The sequence below is a fragment of the Spirochaetae bacterium HGW-Spirochaetae-1 genome (assembly GCA_002839375.1).
In the GTDB taxonomy this organism is placed as follows: Bacteria; Spirochaetota; UBA4802; order UBA4802; family UBA5550; genus PGXY01.
Map to the genome: position 1 here is coordinate 38,487 of PGXY01000004.1, position 20,657 is coordinate 59,143.

A 20,657-nucleotide genomic window follows, 5' to 3' on the forward strand; every position below is an offset into this window, starting at 1 on the left:
ATTACCGGGACTCCCCGAAATGATCGGGCGGCGGCACGCTTCTCTTTCTTACGGAAAATTCTATCGATCCCGTGGGACACACATCCCTGCAGGTATAACAGGCGAAACAATCAGGGATCGTTTTTTTATCATTGAGAAGAATAGCGCTCATCACCGTGGAAGGACACGCCGCGGAACACTTTTTACAGGCGATGCATGTGGTGTAATCAACGCTGATTTTAACCAGGCTTGCTTTCTCAACAATCCAGCCCGCCAGGCCGAAAGGGCACAGCAGGTGGCACCAGGGCCTGTAGACGAAAAGACTCGCCGACAGCAGCATGCCGATAAAGACGGTCCCGAATATTCCCAGATGGGCCGGGTTATATACCTTAAAAATATCGATTGGATCGATGATATCGGTCCCCCATAAAAAGGATACGGCCGTAAACGCCATAAAAAAAATGATCCTGATACTGTTTGTCAGCACAAAGGGCAGCTTGACTTGTTTCCATGCAATAGATTTATGAGTTTCATTTTCATTGATCCGGAAAATCAGATCCTGCAGGGTCCCTGCCTGGCACCCCCATGCGCAGATAAATTTATTTGCAAGCAACACCATGAGAAGAAAGACAGTCAGTGCAATCATACGGGGAGGAAAAATTGCTTTTGACGAACCGTACAGATGAATCGCATCTTTAACAGTACCCATGGGGCCGGGATCCGAACCTAAAATCACACCGAATACGAGCAGGGACAGAAAGAGCAACCCTTTTCTGAGACCGGAAGAAACCCTGCGTTTTCTTAAAAAGAAAAAGACAAATGCAAGGAATATGAACCATAGTACAAACTTGATTGCGATTTTGTACCAATTCTTGCTTTTCCCCTCCGCCGCGAGTGCCAGCTTTTTGCCCACCAGCAGAGATACAGCTTCGGTTGTACCGAAATCGGAAATTTTTTTTTCCAGATCCTGCCGGGACTCGAGATTGAAAATTTCTTTCAACGCGGGATCGGGAAGATCATTGGCGCGGCCGAATTGCTCCACCGTCATTTCACCGCTGATTACCAGATCTCCCGGAAGGGGAATTTTTTCAGGCCTGGCGCCCCGAATGTAGACAGACAGGAGTGACAATCCCGCGATAAGGGCAATTAACAGTGCGGCGTATACAACTGTTTTTATGTGTCTATAATCGATCATGTTAAAATCAATATCCTCCGCTGTGGAATGAGAGGGAACTCCACTGATTCACTAATAGTATAGACGGATGCCCGGGTTTTGTCAAGTATGGCTTCCCATGGGCAGGAAACACCAAAAGAATTTTAAAAACAGATGACAATGGCCGATTCGAAGAATCTAAAACTCAGCCGGAAAATTGACCATTACTATTCCACATATCAAAATTTAAAAAAGCCTTGCCTTGCAGAAACTTTCTATCAATAATAAACATATTGGTCGTCGTGAACCGATTCGGAAAAGAGAATTAGTGTCACTACAACCACTTTTAGGCGACGGAATTTCCATCATTTCGGACGGATGTACGCGGTCGGGTTTTTCGAATGGGCCGGTGTATCCCCCCGAGGGAATACACCGCCGCGCTGACGCCACTTAGTGTCAGCTATCCGCAGAAAGGGACCGGTGGAGGTATGGAGATAAAGGGAGCGTTTTCACTCTCGGCATCGAAGCTCGCACTGCTGTTCGAGTTCCTGGAAAAACGCGGCGTATCGCGGGGGGAATTCTTTGCCCGCACAGGGCTCGAGTCGTCTGTCCTTGATCATCCCGACAGCAGGGTGCCCCTCGATGTCCTGGAGAGAATTTTCGTCCTCGCCTGTGAACTCACCGGGGACCGGCAGTTCGGCATCCATTTCGGCGAGGAGATTGACAAGGGCCCTTCCAATATACTCAATTACGTGATGATGAACTGCGGTACCATAGAGGAGGTGCTGAAAAAATACTGCTTCTTCGAGGTGGTCCAGGACGATATATCCAAAACGGACTACCGATGTGAAGGCAATACCTGCTATGTCACCGCTCTGGTCCGCTATGGCTCACCCTTTTTCAGGGCACAGTACCTGGAATCGAAGTTCGCATCGATGGTCCATTACGCAAAACGGCTGACCGGCAGGGACCTGTCGCTCCAGGAGGTCTGTTTCATCCATAAGCCGATGGGGAGTATCACAGAATACGAAAGAGTCTTTGGGTGTCCCGTTTCCTTCGGCGGCGAAAGTAATGTCATAGTGCTGCCGTGCAGCGATCTCCGGATAAAGACACGTGAGCCCAACAGGGAGCTACTCTGCATTTTCGAAAAACACGCCAGGGATATGCTGAGCAGCCTGTTCCGCCAGGACACATATTCTGCAAAGGTCGGGAAAATCATCGCCGGGAATATACCCGGCACCATCCCCAGGATCGAGGAGATCGCCATCCTGCTCGAGCTGAGCGTACGGAACCTGCAGCTGAAACTCAAGGAGGAGGGAACATCCTACCGGTCCATACTGGACTCTGTACGCCTGGATATGGCGATAAACTTCCTGAGCGACAGCTCCATGGCCATCACCGATATCGCCTACATCCTCGGTTTCTCGGAGCCAAGTGTATTCCACCGGACGTTTAAAAAATGGACCAGGGCTACGCCAAAGACATTCAGGAGCTCGTTAAATACCGCCGTCCAGGACCCCCCGCAGGGCTGATTTTCGCAATCCGTCATTCTTCCTGCGCCCCCGATCATTGCGCCATACGGTGAAAACTGTATTATGTACCCAGGATCGTACAAGAAACGATTCCATGCGGATTCCGCATACGTACAGTGTATGGAGGACAATACAATGATGAAATGCGCATCCGCGCAGGAGGCCGTTGATCTGGTCGTCCGGCGCCTTGGAAGAAAAATATTCATCGTATCACCGTTGGGCATAGGGGCAGGCAACACATATCTCAACTGCTTCGCACGGTACGCAAAGGATGGAGAGATCGACATGTCGGTGCTGACAGCTCTGACACTTCAGGTCCCGGCGCTGCCCGGCGGGATGAAGGCAAAGCTCCTTAACCCGATATTCAAGAGGGTATACAGCCGATATACGACCTTCAGTTTCGTAGATGAGTGCCTGGAGGCGGCGGAGACGGGAGCGCTCATGCCCGATTATCTTAAGTTCAACAGCTTTTATTTCTTTCCCGGGTTTTCAACTTCGGTGCCGACGGCACAGCTCGATTACACTCCAATCAATTTTCGTGATGTCAATGATGCACTGGTAAAGCGCGGCGCGAATGTTGTTGCCATGAAGGCATCTTTTAGACATGGCAAGTATAACTGCGGCACAAACACAGACATCATGACCAGAACAATCCGTGACGTAAAGGAGGCCGGTGGCATTGTGATGCTCATTGACACAAAAGACATGCCCTGCTGCCACGGGGATGGGGATATCCCCGAGGAGCTGATCGATTATGTCATAGACAGCGACGAGCCCCTGTACAGCATGCCGCACCAACCCCTGTCTGCGGTGGAGCACGCCATCGGATCGCACATCACCGAGCTCATTCCTGACGGTGCAACGCTCCAAATCGGCATCGGCCAGATGGCGGACGCCATCGGCTTCTGGTTGAAAAAGCGCGGCAGGTCCGGCATTAATGGATTTTCAGAGATGATATCTCCGGCCTTCATGTACCTTATTAGAAACGGTGTCATCAACCGTCGCGACGAAAAGGGCGCACTGGTGACCGGTTCCTTTGTGGTGGGGAGCGAGGAACTATTCCGTTATGTGGACGGGAATCCTGACATATACATGACCTCCGTACACAACACCAACAGCGTGGATGTAATCTCGAAGCTTCCGGCGTTCCACGCGGTGAACAGCACCCTTCAGATTGACCTCTTCAGTCAGTGCGCCTCCGAGGGTGTGATCAAAAACGGACGCTTTATGCAGTACACCGGCATGGGTGGACAGTTTGAGTTTCAGGAATCGGCTATGAAAAGCTCCGGGGGCAAGTCAATCCTCTGCCTGCGGAGCGCCTACCGGAACGAAAAGGGAAAGCCGCTGAAGAGCAACATCCTCCCGGTGCTGAGCAACGTGATCGGCGTTCCGCGGAACAAGATGGATTACGTGGTGACCGAGTACGGGTGGCGATGCGTGAGGTTCGCGAGTATCAGTGAGCGCGCCAGGGCGATGATAGAACTGGCTGATTCGGCATACCAGCCGATGCTGCTCAGGGAGGCGAAGAAGCTCGGCCTTGTGCAGATGTCGTACGGGATCCCCGAAGAATGCCGGAACAATACCTGGGCCGAACTCGAGAAAAAATTCGGGTCGATAAGCAGGGAGTACACCTACCCATTGGGGCTTGGCATCGACCTGGAGGCACACATGACACCGGCAGAGAAGGCCATAGTGAACGCAGTGAAGGATGGGGCCGGGATATTCAAGAAACTCAAACTGCTTCGGGCCTTGAAGAAGGAACGCAGCGCAGGCGGGGTTTTATAAAACTGTGATGGAAAAATAAAGCCGCAGGTGTTGAATCACCAGCGGCTTTATTTAACATTATTGTCATTTTAAAAAATGAAGTTCCCTTATGCCATCATTTTCTCCGGTTCTCAAAGCAGATATCTTTTTTGAAAATTATTTCTAATTCCCGCTGCAATACCCCTTACCGAAATTATTTTTTACACATTTTCCCGAACCGATACAGTCTGCATCGATATTACAGGGATTTCCCGTTTTACCGGAACTCCCGAAATCGAATTCGCTTTTCTTCACGCATACACCGTCATTGCATCTAAGACCGAAACCACATTCACCATCGGAAATACATGAATCGCCCTTTTCTTTACTCACCCCGTCAAGAGTCATCCCGTAAAGTGACACCATGGCGATAAAAATAATTATAAATATTTTTTTCATTAAAATCCTCCACTGATTTTTTTTACTCTAAAATACACCATAGTGTTGTCAATTAATATTCCTTCTGAATCCAAAAAGAGGCATATAAAAATATCTTCTGCGCTTTTTTTGCAACCTGAAAGACATTTCCTTTCTCTTTAGCAGTGTTCAATTACAAACAAAGAGACAGGAAAAATCCTATGCATTTTACCATTTTTAAAACACCGGTTATTCGCAGTATTTTTAAATATATCTCAATTGTTCTTTTAAAAATCACCGGATGGAAACTTGAAGGCAGGTTCCCTAAAAACCAGAAATGTGTTGTTATTGTAGCTCCCCATACCTCGAACTGGGATTTTTTCTACGGCCTTCTTCTCGTTCTCTCATCGGGAATCAACACGTACTGGATTGGAAAAGCCTCACTTTTCAAGTTCCCCTTTGGTCCTGTAATGAAATGGCTCGGCGGTATACCCGTTGACCGGAGTAAAAACAACAACATGGTAGCCCAGGCAGCTGAAAACTTTTCCAAAAACAGCAACCTTGCCATTACGGTCCCTCCCGAGGGGAGCAGGTCAACGGTCAGCTACTGGAAAAGCGGTTTTTATTTCATTGCCCTTAAGGCGGATGTTCCGATTCTCCTCGGCTTTCTTGATTTCGCAAAGAAAAGAGGGGGCTTCGGGCCTCTCTTTTATCCAACCGGGAACATAGAAGCCGATATGTCGATCATCCGCGGGTTCTATGCCGACATTCGCGGAAGGTATCCGGAAAAAGAAACACCCGCACGGATAAGCCCGCACCATTACCAGAAAGAAATTTCTTAAAATCGATCCAGGGGACACCATGTCTCTTACTTGTGCTAAGCCTGCCGAAGCATCCGAACCTGTTCCAGGCAAACGGGGCTTTTTTTATTTTCCTCAAATATGATTTTTATGAATGCCCTCCTCAGAAAAAATGCTTTTCATTTATGGGAAAAGGATTAGTATTATATTGTCAATTTGAAACAATTATCAGATCGTGAATTATAAACTTGCATTCAAAAAAAGGACAAAAAGATGAAAGAAAAACAAGCACTCCTGAGAAAATATACTATAGGAGATCTTGAACTTAAAAATCGTATAGTTATGGCTCCAATGACACGGAGTAGAGCAGATAATTCCGGAAAGGTTGCTACAGAATTAATTGCAGCTTATTATGCTCAGAGATCCTCTGCAGGCCTGATTATCACAGAGGGCTCTCAAATATCTAAACGGGCGGTAGGTTATATAAATACACCGGGAATACACTCAGATGATCAGGTAGAGGGATGGAAAAAGGTAACATCAGCAGTGCATGAGAAGAGAGGAAAAATATTCATTCAGCTATGGCATGTGGGCAGAATGTCTCATCCTGATTTTCATAATGGAGAGCTTCCCTTATCTGCTTCAGCATTAAATCCCCATTCAAAGTCTTACACACCGGAGGGTTTCAAAGATACGGTTACACCCAAAGCTATGACTGTTGATGAAATTAACGACACTATCCTTGATTATGGACATGCAGCAAAAAATGCTATATCTGCAGGTTTTGATGGTGTTGAGATTCATTCTTCTAATGGGTATCTTCTCCACCAGTTTTTCAGCAGAACTTCCAATATTCGCACTGATGAATATGGTGGTTCTATTGAAAAGAGGGCAAAAATTTTATTTGAAGTAATTGATGAGATTAAAAAATTTATACCGGAGAACCGTATCGGAGTGAGATTAAATCCCTCTTTACATGGGATATTCGGAATGACTGTTGATGAGGAGAGTATTCCGACTTTTGACTTTATCGTAAAAAAACTTAATGATTATGGTCTGGCATATCTTCATCTTTCTGAGCCCTTTACTGATGTAACAGAAGTTTCCGGAGCAGAACCACATATAGCTCAGCATTACAGACCTTTATACAAGGGAACTCTCATAATCAACAACGCCTTTGACAGAGAAACCGGCAATAGAGTTCTTGACGAGGGACTTGCCGATATGGTTGCTTTTGGGAAACTTTTTATCTCAAATCCCGATCTTGCTGAGAGATTTGAAGCCAGGGCTGAGACATCGAAATGGGATCAGGATACATTCTATACTCCTGGTCCAAAAGGTTATACTGACTACCCTGTATTGAATAAATCATAATGTAATTAATTTCTGAATTCGTCATGAGGCGAACACTGAAACCTTTTCTTCCAGCATATCAGCCATCTGCGAAACATCCTCGGCCAGTTTTTTGAGGCTGTTTAATACCTCGGAATTCTGCTGAGTGATTTCATTAACCGATGAGATGGATTTTACTATTTCATCTGAGGCCAGTTTCTGCTCCTGCGAAGCGCTCTTAATCTCACTTGAACGGTCCTTGACCAGGCCGGCCTGCCCGTTGACTCCCTGATTGATATTGTCCTGCTGCGACATATAGTCCGCTATCTCGTTTATTTTATTGTTCATGGCCGTGACGCCATTTATAATCCTGCTGATATCTCCCACCATGTTGCCCATGGTGTCAGATCCCTTCGATATCTCTCCGATATTTACCTTGATGAGTGTGTCAATTTCTTTCAGGCTTACATCCGTCTGATCTGCAAGCTTCGAAATCTCATCGGCCACAACGGCAAAGCCCCGGCCCGCATCCCCGGCACGCGCCGCCTCAATAGCGGCATTGAGTGAGAGCAGATTTATCTTGTCGGAAATGGAATTGATTATCTCGATGATACCGGTCATCCGGGTTGATCCGTCATGTATTTTGCTCATGCTCTGCTGCATTGAATTGAGTGATGATTCTCCTGACTTCGCATAGGCTGATATTTCACCGGCTACACCGATACTTTCTTTTATTTTGCCTCCCATCATGGAGATTGTTTCGGAAAGCCTGCTCAATTCTCCAAGAAAGGCTGAAATCGTTTCATATTGCACTGCAGCGCCGGCGGCATTGTGATCAGTTGTGGAAGATATTTCCTCCAGAGCCGCGGTGATTTCTTCCGCGGATGCGGCCTGGCTCTGAAAATTATCAGAGAAGGTGATGGTGGTGGTTTTCATCTCGCCTGAGGACATGGCGAGAACACCTGAAGATTCTTTCACGGACTCAAGGAGCGATTGGATTTTTTCAAAATTTTCCTTATTCCGCTGCGATTCATTGTCAGACCGCTTTATTGCGTCTTCAGTGATTGATATAATCAGGTATGAAAGGATCATGACGAAAGTAAAAGTAAAAATTGAAACAACAACCCCTACTGTTGCGGCCTGAAGGCTGAACACATCGAGTTTTTCTTTAACCAGTGTAAAAAACACCAGGTCGCCGATTATAAAAAATGCGGTTATACCGAAAAGCCATTTCTTTTTGCAGAAAAGGGCCGCCTGCACCACTATTACGAGCATGAGGTAAAAGTATGTTGTATAGGCTGTGTGCGGGTCCCTGAAAAGCTTGGCGTACTGCGCCACCGTAAGAAGAATGGCGACCGCTGTGGTGAGATAATTAGCGGTCACGTTATAAAACCCTTTTCTCAGTATTATAAAGCCTAACAGCTCAATGATGATAAGCGTACTGATGGCAGCAACCGATCTCTGGAATGACACCGGCTGGACCACAAGATATACGGTAATCATCACCAGCAGTGTCACTATGGTGCTGAGAAGATAATAATAAAGAGCCAGGGATTTTCGTTGAGTGATGTAGCTCTCATTCTCATAACGGCTGGTGATAAATGAGGAAAGTGTGCGGAAGAGTGCCATATAAATTCTCCTTTTACCAGAAACACTGCCGGTGATTTCCGGACCCTCGTCACGTCGAGGACAGGGGGCCTGAAGTAACCCTTACACAACCGGACTGCTGTAATGTAAATGAACTAAATGCCGGAAGTTGATATTTCATTTTAGAAATCACCCGTCCACGTCACCATATCGATTGAATTTTTTCAATAACTATATGAATTGATATGCTAACTTATACGATATAGTCATTTTCGGGAGGCCCTTCCGTCATGATTGCGAATGGAACATTCCCCGGATTATTCTAGTTGACGCTGCTGGCCATCTCTTCTTTGCCGAATTCCTCTTTAAGCAGTCGCTTGAGAATCTTCCCGGTAGGACTCATCGGCATCTTTTCAATAACGATTACTTTTTTGGGAACCTTGTATGCTGCCAGATTGGCTTTGGAAAATGAAATAATTTCGTCGCTGGTTACGGATGTCCCAGGCTTCGGCACAATGACTGCGGACACTACTTCACCCCAATATGCGTCGGAAAGGCCGATGACCGCCACCTGGGCGACCTTATCATGCTTATAGAGTATACCTTCGACCTCCTGGGATGAAACGTTTTCCCCACCGGTCTTGATGATGTCTTTTTTCCGATCTATGAAGTAGAGAAAACCCTCGTCATCGAACCTGCCGATATCTCCGGTATGAAGCCAGCCGTTGCGCAGTGTCTCCGCAGTTTTCTCTTCATTCCTGAAGTACCCCTTCATTATAGAGGGTCCCCGCATGAGGATCTCGCCCGTTTCACCGGCCGGAAGCTCCTGGTCCTGATCGTCGGCTATTTTGATCTCAATTCCCGAATGGGGAATTCCGATGGTATTTATCTTCCTCTCAAAATCCTTCGGCATCAATGTCGATCCGAGGGGAGATGACTCGGTCATGCCGTAGTAATTTCTCCATTCGATCCCGGGGGCTATGCTTTTCCATTTTTCATGAAGAACAGGCGGCATCATAGCGCCGAAGGATATGCATTTTTTCAATGATGTAATATCAAAGCTCGCATAATTCGGCATGGCCGCGATGAACTGGTACAGAGCGGGAGGGTATACCCAGTAGGTTATTTTTTCTTTCTGTGTGAGCTCCAGTATCTCCACCGGGTTAGGTGAATATTCAAGGACCACTGTCGCGCCGATGCTCAGGGCTTCGAGGAAAAGGAATTTCGCCGCGACATGAAAGAGCGGAATTGAGAGTATAAGGGTATCCTCACTGTTTACGTCCAGGTCGGCCATACCGCTCATTATGGTCATAAAAAAGTTTTTATGTGTGTTCATAACGCCCTTCGGAAGCGATTCTGTGCCGCTGGTGTAAATCAAAGATGCCGGTTCATCGTCGTCTATTTCGACTTCCGGCTCTTCTGAGCAGCGGTTCGGTTTCATATAGTCGTTGATATTGACCCATCCATCAGGTTTCACATTTCCCCATATGGGAATGTATCCGAACGTTTCTACTGATTTCATTTTTTTAACAGAATCCCCAACCTGTGGGATAAGGGCGTCTTCAATAAAAAACATCTTCGGCTCGGAATCATTAACGATTGTTTCAACTTCATGTCCTTTCAGCATAAAGTTGAGCGGATTGATGATCCCACCGATCTTGGCAAGTCCCAGCCACGCATAGATATAGTGAAGGCAGTTGTGGGTCATGAAAGCGACACGGTCTCCCTTGCAGATGCCGGCCTCCTCAAAATAATGCGCGAAGCTGCAGCATTGCTCATTCAACTCTTTGAATGATATCCTGTGCTCCTTGAAAACAAACGCTGTTCTTCCAGGATATTTCGACGCTGTCCTTTTCGCCAGGTCGCCAATGTTCATTCTTCGCAGAAGATTCATCTTTAAAGAAGCCTGTTTTCCCATGTCGTTCTCCTTATTGGTTATAGTATTGTTCTCTGTAGCACTGTTTATATTAATCAGTTGAACGCATCTTCTTAAAACTGCGTCTTCATTCCTCCTTACGCCTCTCCCTTTTTCAGATCTTTAATGCCGGTTTCTCTGCAATCCTGGATTCAATGACTTAATGTTCAACTAACCAAGTTTTGGCGGCGGCATAACCAGGCCTTCGCCCAGTCCCACAACTTCCCCTTTCTGGTTTGTCCATGTCAGCTTCATTTTTATCCATTTCCTCTCTTCAAGTTTTTCGATAACCTCGGTAGTCGCTGTTATCGTATCACCGGGATAGGTGGGGGCCTTGAATCGGGTCTTTACCTCAAGGGCAACGGTACCAAGGCCCGGCAGCTTGGTCCCCCAGACAGGGGCGATCAGGCTGTGAGGTATTCCTCCATGGGCGATCCTTGTTTTAAAGGGGGTCTTCTTCGCAAACTCTTCGTTCATGTGCATCGGATTGAAATCTCCGGTTATTGCGGCGAAAAGAGCGATATCCGTTTCTGTTATTGTCTTTGAAAAAGACGCTTTATCACCTATTTGAATTTCATCGTAGGATTTACCCAGTTCATATTCCATTAAGATCTCCTTGTATTATTGTTGGAGTGCAACTTGCCGCGCTCTTGCGGATATTAAGACGCATACTTCCGTATCAAATCTTTGGCAATGAGCACCCGCTGGATCTCCGAGGTGCCTTCGCCGATCTCACCCAGTTTCGCATCGCGGTAGAGACGCTCCACCGGAAATTCCTTTATATAGCCGTACCCGCCGTGGACCTGCACAGCCAGACTGGATGCCTGTGTTGCCGCTTCTGAGGCCCACACCTTGGCTACCGATGCCAACACCGCAGCTTCGGAGTTATTCGTCTCCTTCGCCCATGCAGCCTGCCAGATGAGAAGGCGAGCCGTATCGGACATAATCATCATGTCGGCAATCTTGAAGGATATTTCCTGAAACCGGTTGATCGGCTTACCGAAAGCCTTGCGCTCCTTAGAATACTTGTTCGCCGTTTCAAGGCACTTAGCGGCAATACCAAGGCATACCGTGGCCATCCCGATCCGTCCGTATTCCAGGGTCTGCATCGCCTGTATGAAGCCTTTCCCCGCCTCGCCGAGGACCGAGCTTTCCGGCACCTCACAGTCTTCAAATATCAGCTCCGCCGTTGGGGAGCCGCGAAATCCCATCTTGTCAAAGGGCTTGCCCACGGAAAAACCTTTTATTCCCTTGTCGACGAGAAAGCATGTCACTCCCGCACCGGGACCTTTCTCGCGGTCGGAGTAGGCAAACACAAGGGCGACATCAGCGATAGTCGCGTTGGTGATGAATGTTTTTACCCCGTTGAGCACCCACGTGTCACCCTTCTTTACTGCGCTGGTTTTAATGGAAGCGGCGTCTGAGCCGGCTTCAGGTTCAGTGAGGCCGAAGCAGCCGACGATCTCTCCCTTGATGATACCGGGGAGGTATTTCTTTTTCTGGGCCTCGGTCCCGAAAAGCCTGACCGGCACACCAAAGAGACCCGAGGAAGCGCCGGCGGACAGAAAGGTAGAGGCGCACGCCTTGGCCACTTCCTCGCCCGCAATAGCCTGACTGATCAGATCAAGGTTCGTTCCACCGTAGGCTTCTTCATGGCCCATACCCAGGTATCCCAGGTCAGCCAGAATTTTTATGTTTTCTTTTATCAGCCTGTCCACTTCCGCATGGGAAGCCTGATCCAGTATCGGGGCGCGGGGTTCGATCTCCCTGGCGCAGAACTTTGCGAAGTTTTCTTTTATCGATACTTGTTCCGGTGCCATATCATAGTTCATTGCATCATACTCCTGTGCGTTTGAAATTAATCCATGTCTCTGGTTTCTTTTAGAAGAAGCTCAGGATACGGGAAATGATAAACCGCTGTACCTCGGAGGTGCCGCCGCCGATCTGAGCGATCTTGGCATCCCGGAGGAACCGCTCGACAGGGTACTCATGGATGAATCCGTACCCGCCGAAAATTTGTACGGCTTCATTCGCCGCCTTGATGCCCCAGTCACCTGTAATTGCTTTCGCAATGGATGTGTGCAAGTGGTTGAGGGGTTTGCCGGTATCCTTGTCATGGGCAACGCGGTACACGACCATCCGGGCCGCCTCTTTAATAATTTTCAGGTCCGCCAGCTTGTGCTGGATCGCCTGGAACTGGTTAATCGGCTTGTCAAACTGGACCCGCTCCTGGGAATATCTGGTGCATTCTTCGATGAAAAATTGTAATGCACCGATGAAGGGAGCCAGCAATGAACTCCGGTCCCAGGAGAGCGTTTCGTGGACATATTCCATCCCCCTGCCAATTTCACCGAGGATATTCTCCTCGGGGACCTCACAATTGTCGAGAAACACCTCCGAAGTCGTTGAGGCGCGTACACCCATCTTATGGAAGGGCTCACCCGTGGAGAATCCCTTGAAGTCTTTTTCGACGATAAAGGCGGTTATGCCTTTGTGCTTCAGCTTCCTGTCGATTGTGGCGTAGACCACGCAAACATCGCAGACCGGCGCATTGGTGATGAAGGTCTTCGACCCGTTGATGATCCATTTGTCACCGTTTTTAACAGCCGTAGCCGACATTGACGCAGCGTCCGATCCGGAGCCAGGCTCCGTGAGTCCCATGCAGCCGATCCATTCCCCGCTGGCAAGCTTCGGTATATATTTCTTCTTCTGAGCGTCAGTGCCGTTTTTGTAAATGGTGTCCGCGCATAGATATGTGTGTGCACCAAGGGCCAAGAGGTGCCCCTGATCCACACCGGCATGACCCAGGGCCTCGCCCGACAGACAGCAGGTGACGACATCAGCGCCCGAGCCGCCCAGTTCCTCCGGGAACGGCAGGCCCAGGAGGCCCATGGCGCCCAGTTTCCGCCACACCTCCATCGAAAACTCGGACTTGAGATCCGCCTCTTCGACGAGCGGCGCTATCTCCTTTTTCGCATAGCGATACACGCTGTCCCTGAACATCAATTGTTCTTCAGTAAATCCGAACTCCATCGGCGCCTCCTTCTATAATAGCTGTACAGTTGTTACTTTTTCCCCAGTCCCATAATAAGACGGGCCTCAGCCGGCGTTGCGATGAGTCGCCCCAGGTTGTCGGCTATACTTGCGGCCACTTCAACAAGCTCATAGCTTCCTTTTGCAAGTTCTCCGTTAGGCATGCGGATATTATCCTCCAGACCGACCCTCATGTGTCCACCCAGCAGGCAAGACTGCATAATGGCCGGGAACTCATCGGTGCCGACACCGCAAGTAGTGAAGTTCGCCCTCAACGGCAACGCATTCATGAGTGCAACAAAGGATTCAGCCCTGAAGGACTGCCCGCCGGCGACGCCCCAGACGAAGTTAAAATTCATTGGGTCCGTGAAAAAACCCTGCTTTGCGATCAGCATGGTGTTGTCAAAGCCGCCCATGTCGTAGACTTCGATTTCAGGCTTAACGCCGTTTTCCTCCATGGCCCTGCCGAAATCCTGCAGCATGGTGAAGGTGTTCTCGAATACGAAATCGATGAAGATCTTGCCGGTCTTTCGATCGACTATGCTGAAATTCATCGTATTGGTGTTCAGGGAAGCCATCTCAGGCTTGATCGCCACGATCTGGCTGATCCGCTGCTCGGCTGTCTTCCCCATACCAACGGCGGAACTCAGGTTCACGATAAGCTCCGGACACCGGTCCTTGATCGCATCATGCGTTGCCCTGATCCTGTCATGGTCATGGGTAGGCGTCCCATTGTCCATCCGGGCGTGTACATGCACCATCGCGGCCCCTGCCTTCCAGCACTTGTATGCCTCGTCGGCAAACTCCGCCGGCGTGTAAGGCACGTTCGGGTTCTGATTCTTCATGGTTGCAGCGCCGGTCAGCGCAGCGGTAATAATAACCGGTTTCGATATATCCGGTTTCCCCCATTTACGTTTCTCTTGAGTTTCCTTTTCATCCTTAGCAGTCCACTGTTTTCTGGGAGGCTGCGCCGGACGTTCAGAAACTTTCGGTTTTTTCTCTGCCGGTTTGAAGTGATCGATATCGAGGATCGTGTTTGTCGCCTGTGCGGCGAATACCGCCTCCACGTTCATCCCGATCTTCACGTCTTCAATGCTGCATTCTTCGAGAATATGCATGAAGGGAGTGTCGGCGCCGTCCAGCTTAATGAGCGCCATTACAAAAGGCGCCTTGCGCGGCAGGTGCTTGTCGTCATACCGCACCACGGTGAAACCAACTACCGTTCCCGTGTTTCCGAGCTCGATCCAGTTGTCCCGTATGTCGGTAAAATCCTTATTGCACACCTGCCGGGGCGGTATGAAAACCGTGTTACAGGTGGGGCACTTTACACCCATAATTTTTTTCTTGTCACGGAGAGTGGTGATGAATTTACTGCCCACACGTCCGGCGAAATATGAATAGGGGAGCGCGAGTTTTCCTTCAAAAATAAGGCAATCCTTGTTATCCTTCTGCTGACTCATCGTTTCTCTCCTTACTCGTCTATCTCAAAATAATTAATATCGTAAATACTGCCGACACGCTTCTCATTCCAGACGGGGCGCACCCTCGTACCGGACTTTTTGTTGCGGCCACCCTGTATTCTATCTATCTGGTCCCTCCTGATAAGGTGCATGAAGATGTCATTGCCCTTGCACCCATCCAGCAGAATAAAACCCATTCCATAGGGAGTCTCGCGGGTCTCTCCGGTGAGGGGATCCGGGCTCGCGTAGTAAACATATTCCATGTATCGAACCTGACCCTTTGGCCCCACTTCCACGAAATCATTCACGCGCACCCGGCATTCAGCACACATTTCCCGCGGCGGCAGCTGCATTCTGCCGCATTTCGGGCACTGATTGGCCAGTATCTTTTTATCCTTCAGTCCGTTCAGAAATTTCCCCATGATTGCTCCGCTGGCGAAGCGCTGGTTGACGGAAATCGTCTTCTTGAGTACAATGAGTTCCTGTTCCGGTTCCCCGCCCGCTGCCGGATCAACATATTTCTCGAAATAATCGCCCCACTTCATGGCCAGGTTGAGATCGCCGATTGCGGCACCGCGTCCCGCGGCGAGCAGGCTTTGCGCGTCATTTTTCCCGAGGATCATGTCCACATAGTCCTTAGCATCAATCATCTCGATCGTAACTGTCGTTTTTCCCTCGATACCATCAACAACCTTGCAGGTCTTGTTTTTTATAAAGACCGACCATTTCCCGCCATCATCGCCGCCAAGGTCAAATCCATAGACCACATCAAGGCCTTCCGCTGCCTCGACCTTGAACCTGCTTTCCACAGTGCTGAACATGTCGATGAGATAATCGCGAACCGACATTTCCTTTTTTATAGGAATGAATTTGCGGAACATCTTTCCTGTCTTGCCGAACACCGCCATGTCGCCATCGACTTTTATTTTGCCGCCCATGAAGGCATTCGTCGCGTCAACCTTGCCGGCATTAACGCCGACAAAGGTTTCACCATCGGCGATCATGACCGCTGCGCAACCCGAAAGACTGTCAATTTTTTCCACCGCGGCAAGTGCGCCGTTATATACGCTCACCTTCCACTTGCCCTCTCCCGCAATATCATACCCGATTGATCCGTTCAGACCCGCGGCGCCCTCGGGCCTGAATCGTTCCTTCATGGACTTGAATATATCTTCTACCTTTATTCCCCAGTACTCCGTCATAGTTTCCCTCCTACCAGTTAAGTTCCTTTTCAAGCATCATAAGAACCGTCCACAATGTACCGCCAAATCCCGATGCCAGGGCATGATTCACCGGCTTTGGTATCTGGTGCGCGCCGGCGTCACCACGAACCTGTAGCGCGGCCTCAGCGACACGCAGCAACGCTGTCGCGCCGATCGGATTTGAAGCAGTTACGCCGCCTGACGGATTGACGGGTATTTTACCGCCGATCATGATATCCTTGTTTTCGACAAGCTTTATGTGTTCATCGTCATTGAGCTGCAAGAAATCACGCAGCCAGTCGACCGCCCACCATGAAGCCGGATCGTACATTTCAAACACATCAAAATAATCAATTGGATTGGTTATGCCATTCCTTTTGTACAGGTTTTCCGCGGCGAAGCGTTGGGTCTGTGTTACCGGATACTCATCATCATAGCCGAAAACATTGAATATTTCCTCTCGGTGTACGGTGATGTGGTCGCGTATCCATACCGGCTTTTTGGAAAGTTCCTTCGCCTTTTTCTCGCACGCGAATATTACGCAGCACGCCCCGTCGGACTGGGAGCACATTTCGATGAGTTTCAGGTCGCCAACGAGCTTGGGCGATGATTTTATCAGGTCATCGATCTGCTCGAACTCAAGGCCGAAGGACCGGTGAGCGTTCGGATTAAGTCCGGCGTGTTTATCCATGATTACTCGGTACATGAGAGAGGCGCGTTTCGCCCGTTCCTCTCCGAACTCCGTTATAAGCTCATATGCCTTAGAACCGGTCAGAGCGCCTGTCTGCAGATTCCTGAACCAAAGCGGGTCAGCCATATTGGTGATTCCGCCGGTAGTATGCCCCTCCTGCTGCTTCTCGAAGCCGATGGCCATAACAATATCATACATTCCTGATGCGACGAGGTTATCCGAGGCGCAGGCCAGGGTGATGCCGACAGTACCGCCGGTTGTTATTCTGATGCAATTCTTACCCTCAGCCCCGGTCCCAAGAGTGTGCCACAGGTCCGGCTGGTGGACCATCTCGAAGAGCTCCATGTTGCCGTGCACCACGCAATCGATATCGCCGATATTCAGATTGGCGTCCTTGAGGGCGGCACGGACCGCTTCGTGAATCATTTCGGGCTGGTTCACATCCTCGCGATGGCTGGAGTGTTTAGTCTGCCCGATACCTATTATTCCAACATTATTGTGTTTTTTTCTATGCGCCATGATTCAATCTCCTAACTTTCCATGATGACAACAGCCTGGTGCTGCCCGGCACCGCCGTAGGCTGCCTGCGCAAGGGCCCGTTTCGCCCCTTTAACCTGGCGCTCTCCCGCTTCGCCCCTCAATTGCAGAAAACACTCTATGGCACGCGCCGCTCCCCCGAGAAGAAGAGGATTGCCATTCAGATGCCCACCGGCACAATTCACATTAAACCTATCCGGTCCGCCTTCTTCAAGCCATGCCCCACCCTTGCCTTCATCGACAAGACCGACACCTTCAGCCCACATGGGAAGCTGATATGCCGCATGGTCGCTAAGCTCAAACAGGTTAATATTCTTACGGATATCACTGATGTCGGCCATCCGGCAAGCCCGATCAGTCGCACTCACAAGGGCCCTGTTAGATGCAATATCTTTATCACCGAGAAAATAGGCATCCATGCAACTCCCGTATCCCGTTATCCATACCGGCTTTTCCGTAAACTCCTTTACCCGCTCTTCGCAGCAGAGGAGCATGCCATAGGCCCAGTCGGTGACGGGATAATAATGCATTTCCCGTATGGGGTCTGCAAGCATTGGAGATTTCATGACCTCTTTTGCATCAACCAGCCTGTTTACGCGTGCGTAGGGATCTTTTTGAGCGTTTTTCCGCGACCGCGCCACGATTTTTGCCAGCTGTTCATCGGTGACCCCGGACTTTTCCATATATGCCCGCGCCTGTATGGCGTCAACGTTCAGGAAATCCATTCCAAGCGGGCGGCAATAAAACGGATCGAATGCAAGATTGGTACACATCAGTCGGCTCTCTGCCTGTGATTCCTTGCAATGGCCCATATAGAGAATCATGTCGTCATGACCGCTCAGAATGCTCGCCATCGCATAGCCAAGGCCGTTAATGCTTTCCTGCGCTATCTTTTCCTCGCCGCGGAAATGAGCTCCGACAACGTCCGTGACGCCGTTGTCGGATATTGTTCTCGCGTCAAACACGTCATCGGAGCAGGTGACTATGTTTCTGATTCCTTTCTCCATGTCGAAGGTGACCCCGGTTTGCTTTATAATTGATTCAAAGCATTCGATCAGCATATTCTGAAAACGCATCGATACATAGTCGGGGTCATGTTTTACCTGCGCGATAGCGCAGATCGCAACCTTTTTGCCCATTATCACTCCTCCTGTTATCATACTGGTGATCAGCCAGCAATTGGCTAACCATCCAATTAATATCCAAAAATATTGAAGCCTCTAATGATCATTCTTTGCACTAAGGCTCTGAAGTATGTTGAAAATACCCTTAATGTTTGATTTTAAATAAATTATTCTTTAAATCAATAAATTGTTATTTACTTATGTTAATGATATATATAATGTTAATCATTAATTAATATTGTTAATGTTATTCAACAATGTAAACGTCATTCACAACTATTTAATAATTGTCAAGAATATTTTTATAGGTATCCAAATATAATAACTTAGGGGGGAAATTTATGTACAAGCTTGATAAACCGGATAACCTGGTTGAAATGCTCGAGGAAAGCATAGCCCGATACAGTTCTAATGAATGGTTCGGGGTAAAAAGTAAAGATAATACTTATAAGTGGTACACCTATAAGGAAATAGGGGAAAGAATCGATAATCTCAGGGGTGGTCTGGGATATCTGGGTATCGGGAACGGCGATGCTGTCGGCATTATATCGAACAACAGGGTCGAATGGGCCATCGCCTGTTATGCAACATACGGTCTTCGCGCCCGGTTTGTGCCCATGTATGAAGCTGAACTCGTTTCAACGTGGGAATATATTATCAGAGACAGCAACATAAAAGTGCTGTTTGTTTCCAAGCAGGAAATATACGACAAAATCCAACATCTGCTGCACGGCGCTTCAGACCTCGTACATATTATACTTATAGATGGAGATGTAGAGGGATCAATAGCTGAGCTCGAAAGAACGGGGAAGAAATATCCCATGAAATCGATCATCCCCCATCCAGATGACATTGCGGGATTAATCTATACCTCGGGAACAACGGGGGATCCAAAGGGAGTGCTCCTTTCGCACGGAAATATCAGCAGCAATATTCACGCAATACTGAAAAGCTTCCATGTTTTAAATGAAAAAGACCGAACGCTTTCATTCCTCCCCTGGGCACATTCATACGGCCAGGTCTGTGAACTCCATACCATTATGCGCCTCGGTGCCTCATACGGGCTTGCCGAAAGCCCGGCCACTATCGTCAATGACCTGGCTCTCATCCGACCGACGCTCCTTATATCAGTCCCGAGAATTTTTTACCGTGTATATGATGCGATTAAAGCCAAGATGAGTGAAGACGGCGGATTACCACTCCTGTTGTTTAACATGGGCGTAAAAAACGGTTTGAAAAGAAGAGAGCTTGCTCAATCAGGGAAGACAAGTATTCTCGCAACTATTGCCTTTACCATCGCGGATAAGCTTGTGTTTACAAAAATCCGTGATAAATTCGGAGGACGCCTGAAAGTCGCCCTAACCGGCAGCGCTGCTATCAATCCGCAGATCGCGGAATTCTTCAGCATTGTCGGAGTCCCCCTTTACGAAGCCTTTGGTATGACCGAGGCGTCACCGGGTGTAGCGACCAACACGCCCGATTATAATAAATTCGGCAGCTGCGGAAAGGCCTTTGACATGGTGACCCTCGTTATTGACAGATCAAACGAAAACGAGGAAGGGAAGGAAGGCGAGCTCATCATTTACGGCCCCAATGTCATGAAAGGATACCATAATAAGCCGGAAGCGACAAAGGATGTATTGACTGAAGACGGCGGCCTGCGCACCGGCGACCGGGCCTTTATTGATGAGGAAGGATTCATGTATATCACCGGACGGATAAAGGAATCCTTTAAACTGGAAAATGGTAAATATATTTTCCCGGCCTCCATTGAGGCGGAAATAATGATGAATAAATATGTAGAACAGGCAATGATATGCGGACTCAACAAACCCTACCCCGTCTGTATTATCGTACCCGATTTCAACATTCTCGAGAAATATGCCGGTGAAAACAATCTGAGTGCGGATCATGAAAAAATGATACGCCAGGATGAAATTACATCATTAATCAAAAAGGAAATAACACAACAGATTGCCGGCAAAGTCGGGTCCTACGAAATGCCCAGAAGATTTTTGATTCTACAGGACGTATTTAGTGTTGACAACGGTATGCTCACTCAATCGTTCAAGTTGAAAAGAAAAAAAGTAATGGAGAAATACGCAGCGGAGATCGACGCCTTGTATGCCGATTGATGTATCGCCCGGCGGAC

General features: G+C 48.6%; 16 protein-coding genes. 5 read left to right on the top strand and 11 right to left on the bottom strand.

Going from position 1 to position 20,657, the window contains the following annotated elements:
• Window position 1: 1 nt before the first annotated feature.
• Window positions 2-1,174, bottom strand: a complete 1,173-nt coding sequence (locus CVV44_08025) for a 4Fe-4S ferredoxin (GenBank protein PKL38806.1) — start codon at window positions 1,172-1,174, stop codon at window positions 2-4.
• Between the two features lie 359 nt (window positions 1,175-1,533).
• On the opposite strand from CVV44_08025, the gene CVV44_08030 reads away from it, so the two are divergent.
• Both CVV44_08030 and CVV44_08035 read left to right on the top strand, forming a co-directional pair.
• On the top strand, window positions 1,534-2,664 hold the full coding sequence (locus tag CVV44_08030; GenBank protein PKL38807.1) for a hypothetical protein: 1,131 nt from the start codon (window positions 1,534-1,536) through the stop codon (window positions 2,662-2,664).
• A gap of 63 nt (window positions 2,665-2,727) precedes the next feature.
• Window positions 2,728-4,449, top strand: coding sequence for a hypothetical protein (locus tag CVV44_08035; protein PKL38808.1), 1,722 nt, complete (start codon window positions 2,728-2,730; stop codon window positions 4,447-4,449).
• Window positions 4,450-4,590: 141 nt separating this feature from the next.
• On the opposite strand, the gene CVV44_08040 is transcribed toward CVV44_08035, so the two are convergent.
• Window positions 4,591-4,773: a hypothetical protein gene (locus CVV44_08040; GenBank protein PKL39248.1), complete on the bottom strand. Its 183-nt coding sequence runs from the start codon at window positions 4,771-4,773 to the stop codon at window positions 4,591-4,593.
• A gap of 272 nt (window positions 4,774-5,045) precedes the next feature.
• Here CVV44_08040 and CVV44_08045 point away from each other — a divergent pair, with 272 nt between their 5' ends.
• Both CVV44_08045 and CVV44_08050 read left to right on the top strand, forming a co-directional pair.
• A complete protein-coding gene (locus CVV44_08045; GenBank protein PKL38809.1) occupies window positions 5,046-5,666 on the top strand; it encodes a glycerol acyltransferase in 621 nt (206 codons plus the stop codon).
• Window positions 5,667-5,897: 231 nt separating this feature from the next.
• A complete protein-coding gene (locus CVV44_08050; GenBank protein ID PKL38810.1) occupies window positions 5,898-6,998 on the top strand; it encodes an alkene reductase in 1,101 nt (366 codons plus the stop codon).
• A 21-nt stretch (window positions 6,999-7,019) separates the two neighbouring features.
• Here CVV44_08050 and CVV44_08055 read toward each other — a convergent pair whose 3' ends face one another.
• From CVV44_08055 to CVV44_08095, 9 genes are all read right to left on the bottom strand, one after another.
• Window positions 7,020-8,585 (bottom strand): hypothetical protein, encoded by a 1,566-nt coding sequence (locus CVV44_08055; GenBank protein ID PKL38811.1) that lies wholly within the window; start codon window positions 8,583-8,585, stop codon window positions 7,020-7,022.
• Between the two features lie 280 nt (window positions 8,586-8,865).
• Window positions 8,866-10,461 (bottom strand): hypothetical protein, encoded by a 1,596-nt coding sequence (locus CVV44_08060; protein ID PKL38812.1) that lies wholly within the window; start codon window positions 10,459-10,461, stop codon window positions 8,866-8,868.
• Between the two features lie 168 nt (window positions 10,462-10,629).
• Window positions 10,630-11,064, bottom strand: a complete 435-nt coding sequence (locus tag CVV44_08065) for a hypothetical protein (protein PKL38813.1) — start codon at window positions 11,062-11,064, stop codon at window positions 10,630-10,632.
• 53 nt (window positions 11,065-11,117) lie between these two features.
• The gene (locus CVV44_08070) at window positions 11,118-12,290 is read right to left on the bottom strand and encodes an acyl-CoA dehydrogenase (GenBank protein PKL38814.1); all 1,173 of its coding nucleotides are present in this window, start codon (window positions 12,288-12,290) and stop codon (window positions 11,118-11,120) included.
• A 49-nt stretch (window positions 12,291-12,339) separates the two neighbouring features.
• Window positions 12,340-13,491 (bottom strand): acyl-CoA dehydrogenase, encoded by a 1,152-nt coding sequence (locus CVV44_08075; GenBank protein PKL38815.1) that lies wholly within the window; start codon window positions 13,489-13,491, stop codon window positions 12,340-12,342.
• 32 nt (window positions 13,492-13,523) lie between these two features.
• Window positions 13,524-14,951, bottom strand: coding sequence for a hypothetical protein (locus CVV44_08080; protein ID PKL38816.1), 1,428 nt, complete (start codon window positions 14,949-14,951; stop codon window positions 13,524-13,526).
• An 11-nt stretch (window positions 14,952-14,962) separates the two neighbouring features.
• Entirely contained in the window at window positions 14,963-16,153 is a 1,191-nt protein-coding gene (locus CVV44_08085) for a hypothetical protein (protein ID PKL38817.1), read from the bottom strand.
• 10 nt (window positions 16,154-16,163) lie between these two features.
• Window positions 16,164-17,363 carry a propanoyl-CoA acyltransferase gene (locus CVV44_08090; protein PKL38818.1) on the bottom strand — a complete coding sequence of 400 codons (1,200 nt, stop codon included), beginning with the start codon at window positions 17,361-17,363 and terminating at the stop codon, window positions 16,164-16,166.
• A gap of 11 nt (window positions 17,364-17,374) precedes the next feature.
• Window positions 17,375-18,520 carry a hypothetical protein gene (locus CVV44_08095; protein PKL38819.1) on the bottom strand — a complete coding sequence of 382 codons (1,146 nt, stop codon included), beginning with the start codon at window positions 18,518-18,520 and terminating at the stop codon, window positions 17,375-17,377.
• A gap of 326 nt (window positions 18,521-18,846) precedes the next feature.
• Between CVV44_08095 and CVV44_08100 the strand changes: the two genes are divergently transcribed.
• Window positions 18,847-20,640 (top strand): long-chain fatty acid--CoA ligase, encoded by a 1,794-nt coding sequence (locus CVV44_08100; GenBank protein ID PKL38820.1) that lies wholly within the window; start codon window positions 18,847-18,849, stop codon window positions 20,638-20,640.
• The last annotated feature ends 17 nt before the right edge of the window (window positions 20,641-20,657 follow it).

What these genes read in the sequence shown, in the direction of transcription:
- CVV44_08025 (PKL38806.1), bottom strand. Translation starts at nt 1,174, where the DNA reads ATGATCGATTATAGACACATAAAAACAGTTGTATACGCCGCACTGTTA.
- CVV44_08030 (PKL38807.1), top strand. Translation starts at nt 1,534, where the DNA reads ATGGGCCGGTGTATCCCCCCGAGGGAATACACCGCCGCGCTGACGCCA.
- CVV44_08035 (PKL38808.1), top strand. Translation starts at nt 2,728, where the DNA reads ATGTACCCAGGATCGTACAAGAAACGATTCCATGCGGATTCCGCATAC.
- CVV44_08045 (PKL38809.1), top strand. Translation starts at nt 5,046, where the DNA reads ATGCATTTTACCATTTTTAAAACACCGGTTATTCGCAGTATTTTTAAA.
- CVV44_08050 (PKL38810.1), top strand. Translation starts at nt 5,898, where the DNA reads ATGAAAGAAAAACAAGCACTCCTGAGAAAATATACTATAGGAGATCTT.
- CVV44_08055 (PKL38811.1), bottom strand. Translation starts at nt 8,585, where the DNA reads ATGGCACTCTTCCGCACACTTTCCTCATTTATCACCAGCCGTTATGAG.
- CVV44_08060 (PKL38812.1), bottom strand. Translation starts at nt 10,461, where the DNA reads ATGGGAAAACAGGCTTCTTTAAAGATGAATCTTCTGCGAAGAATGAAC.
- CVV44_08065 (PKL38813.1), bottom strand. Translation starts at nt 11,064, where the DNA reads ATGGAATATGAACTGGGTAAATCCTACGATGAAATTCAAATAGGTGAT.
- CVV44_08070 (PKL38814.1), bottom strand. Translation starts at nt 12,290, where the DNA reads ATGAACTATGATATGGCACCGGAACAAGTATCGATAAAAGAAAACTTC.
- CVV44_08075 (PKL38815.1), bottom strand. Translation starts at nt 13,491, where the DNA reads ATGGAGTTCGGATTTACTGAAGAACAATTGATGTTCAGGGACAGCGTG.
- CVV44_08080 (PKL38816.1), bottom strand. Translation starts at nt 14,951, where the DNA reads ATGAGTCAGCAGAAGGATAACAAGGATTGCCTTATTTTTGAAGGAAAA.
- CVV44_08085 (PKL38817.1), bottom strand. Translation starts at nt 16,153, where the DNA reads ATGACGGAGTACTGGGGAATAAAGGTAGAAGATATATTCAAGTCCATG.
- CVV44_08090 (PKL38818.1), bottom strand. Translation starts at nt 17,363, where the DNA reads ATGGCGCATAGAAAAAAACACAATAATGTTGGAATAATAGGTATCGGG.
- CVV44_08095 (PKL38819.1), bottom strand. Translation starts at nt 18,520, where the DNA reads ATGGGCAAAAAGGTTGCGATCTGCGCTATCGCGCAGGTAAAACATGAC.
- CVV44_08100 (PKL38820.1), top strand. Translation starts at nt 18,847, where the DNA reads ATGTACAAGCTTGATAAACCGGATAACCTGGTTGAAATGCTCGAGGAA.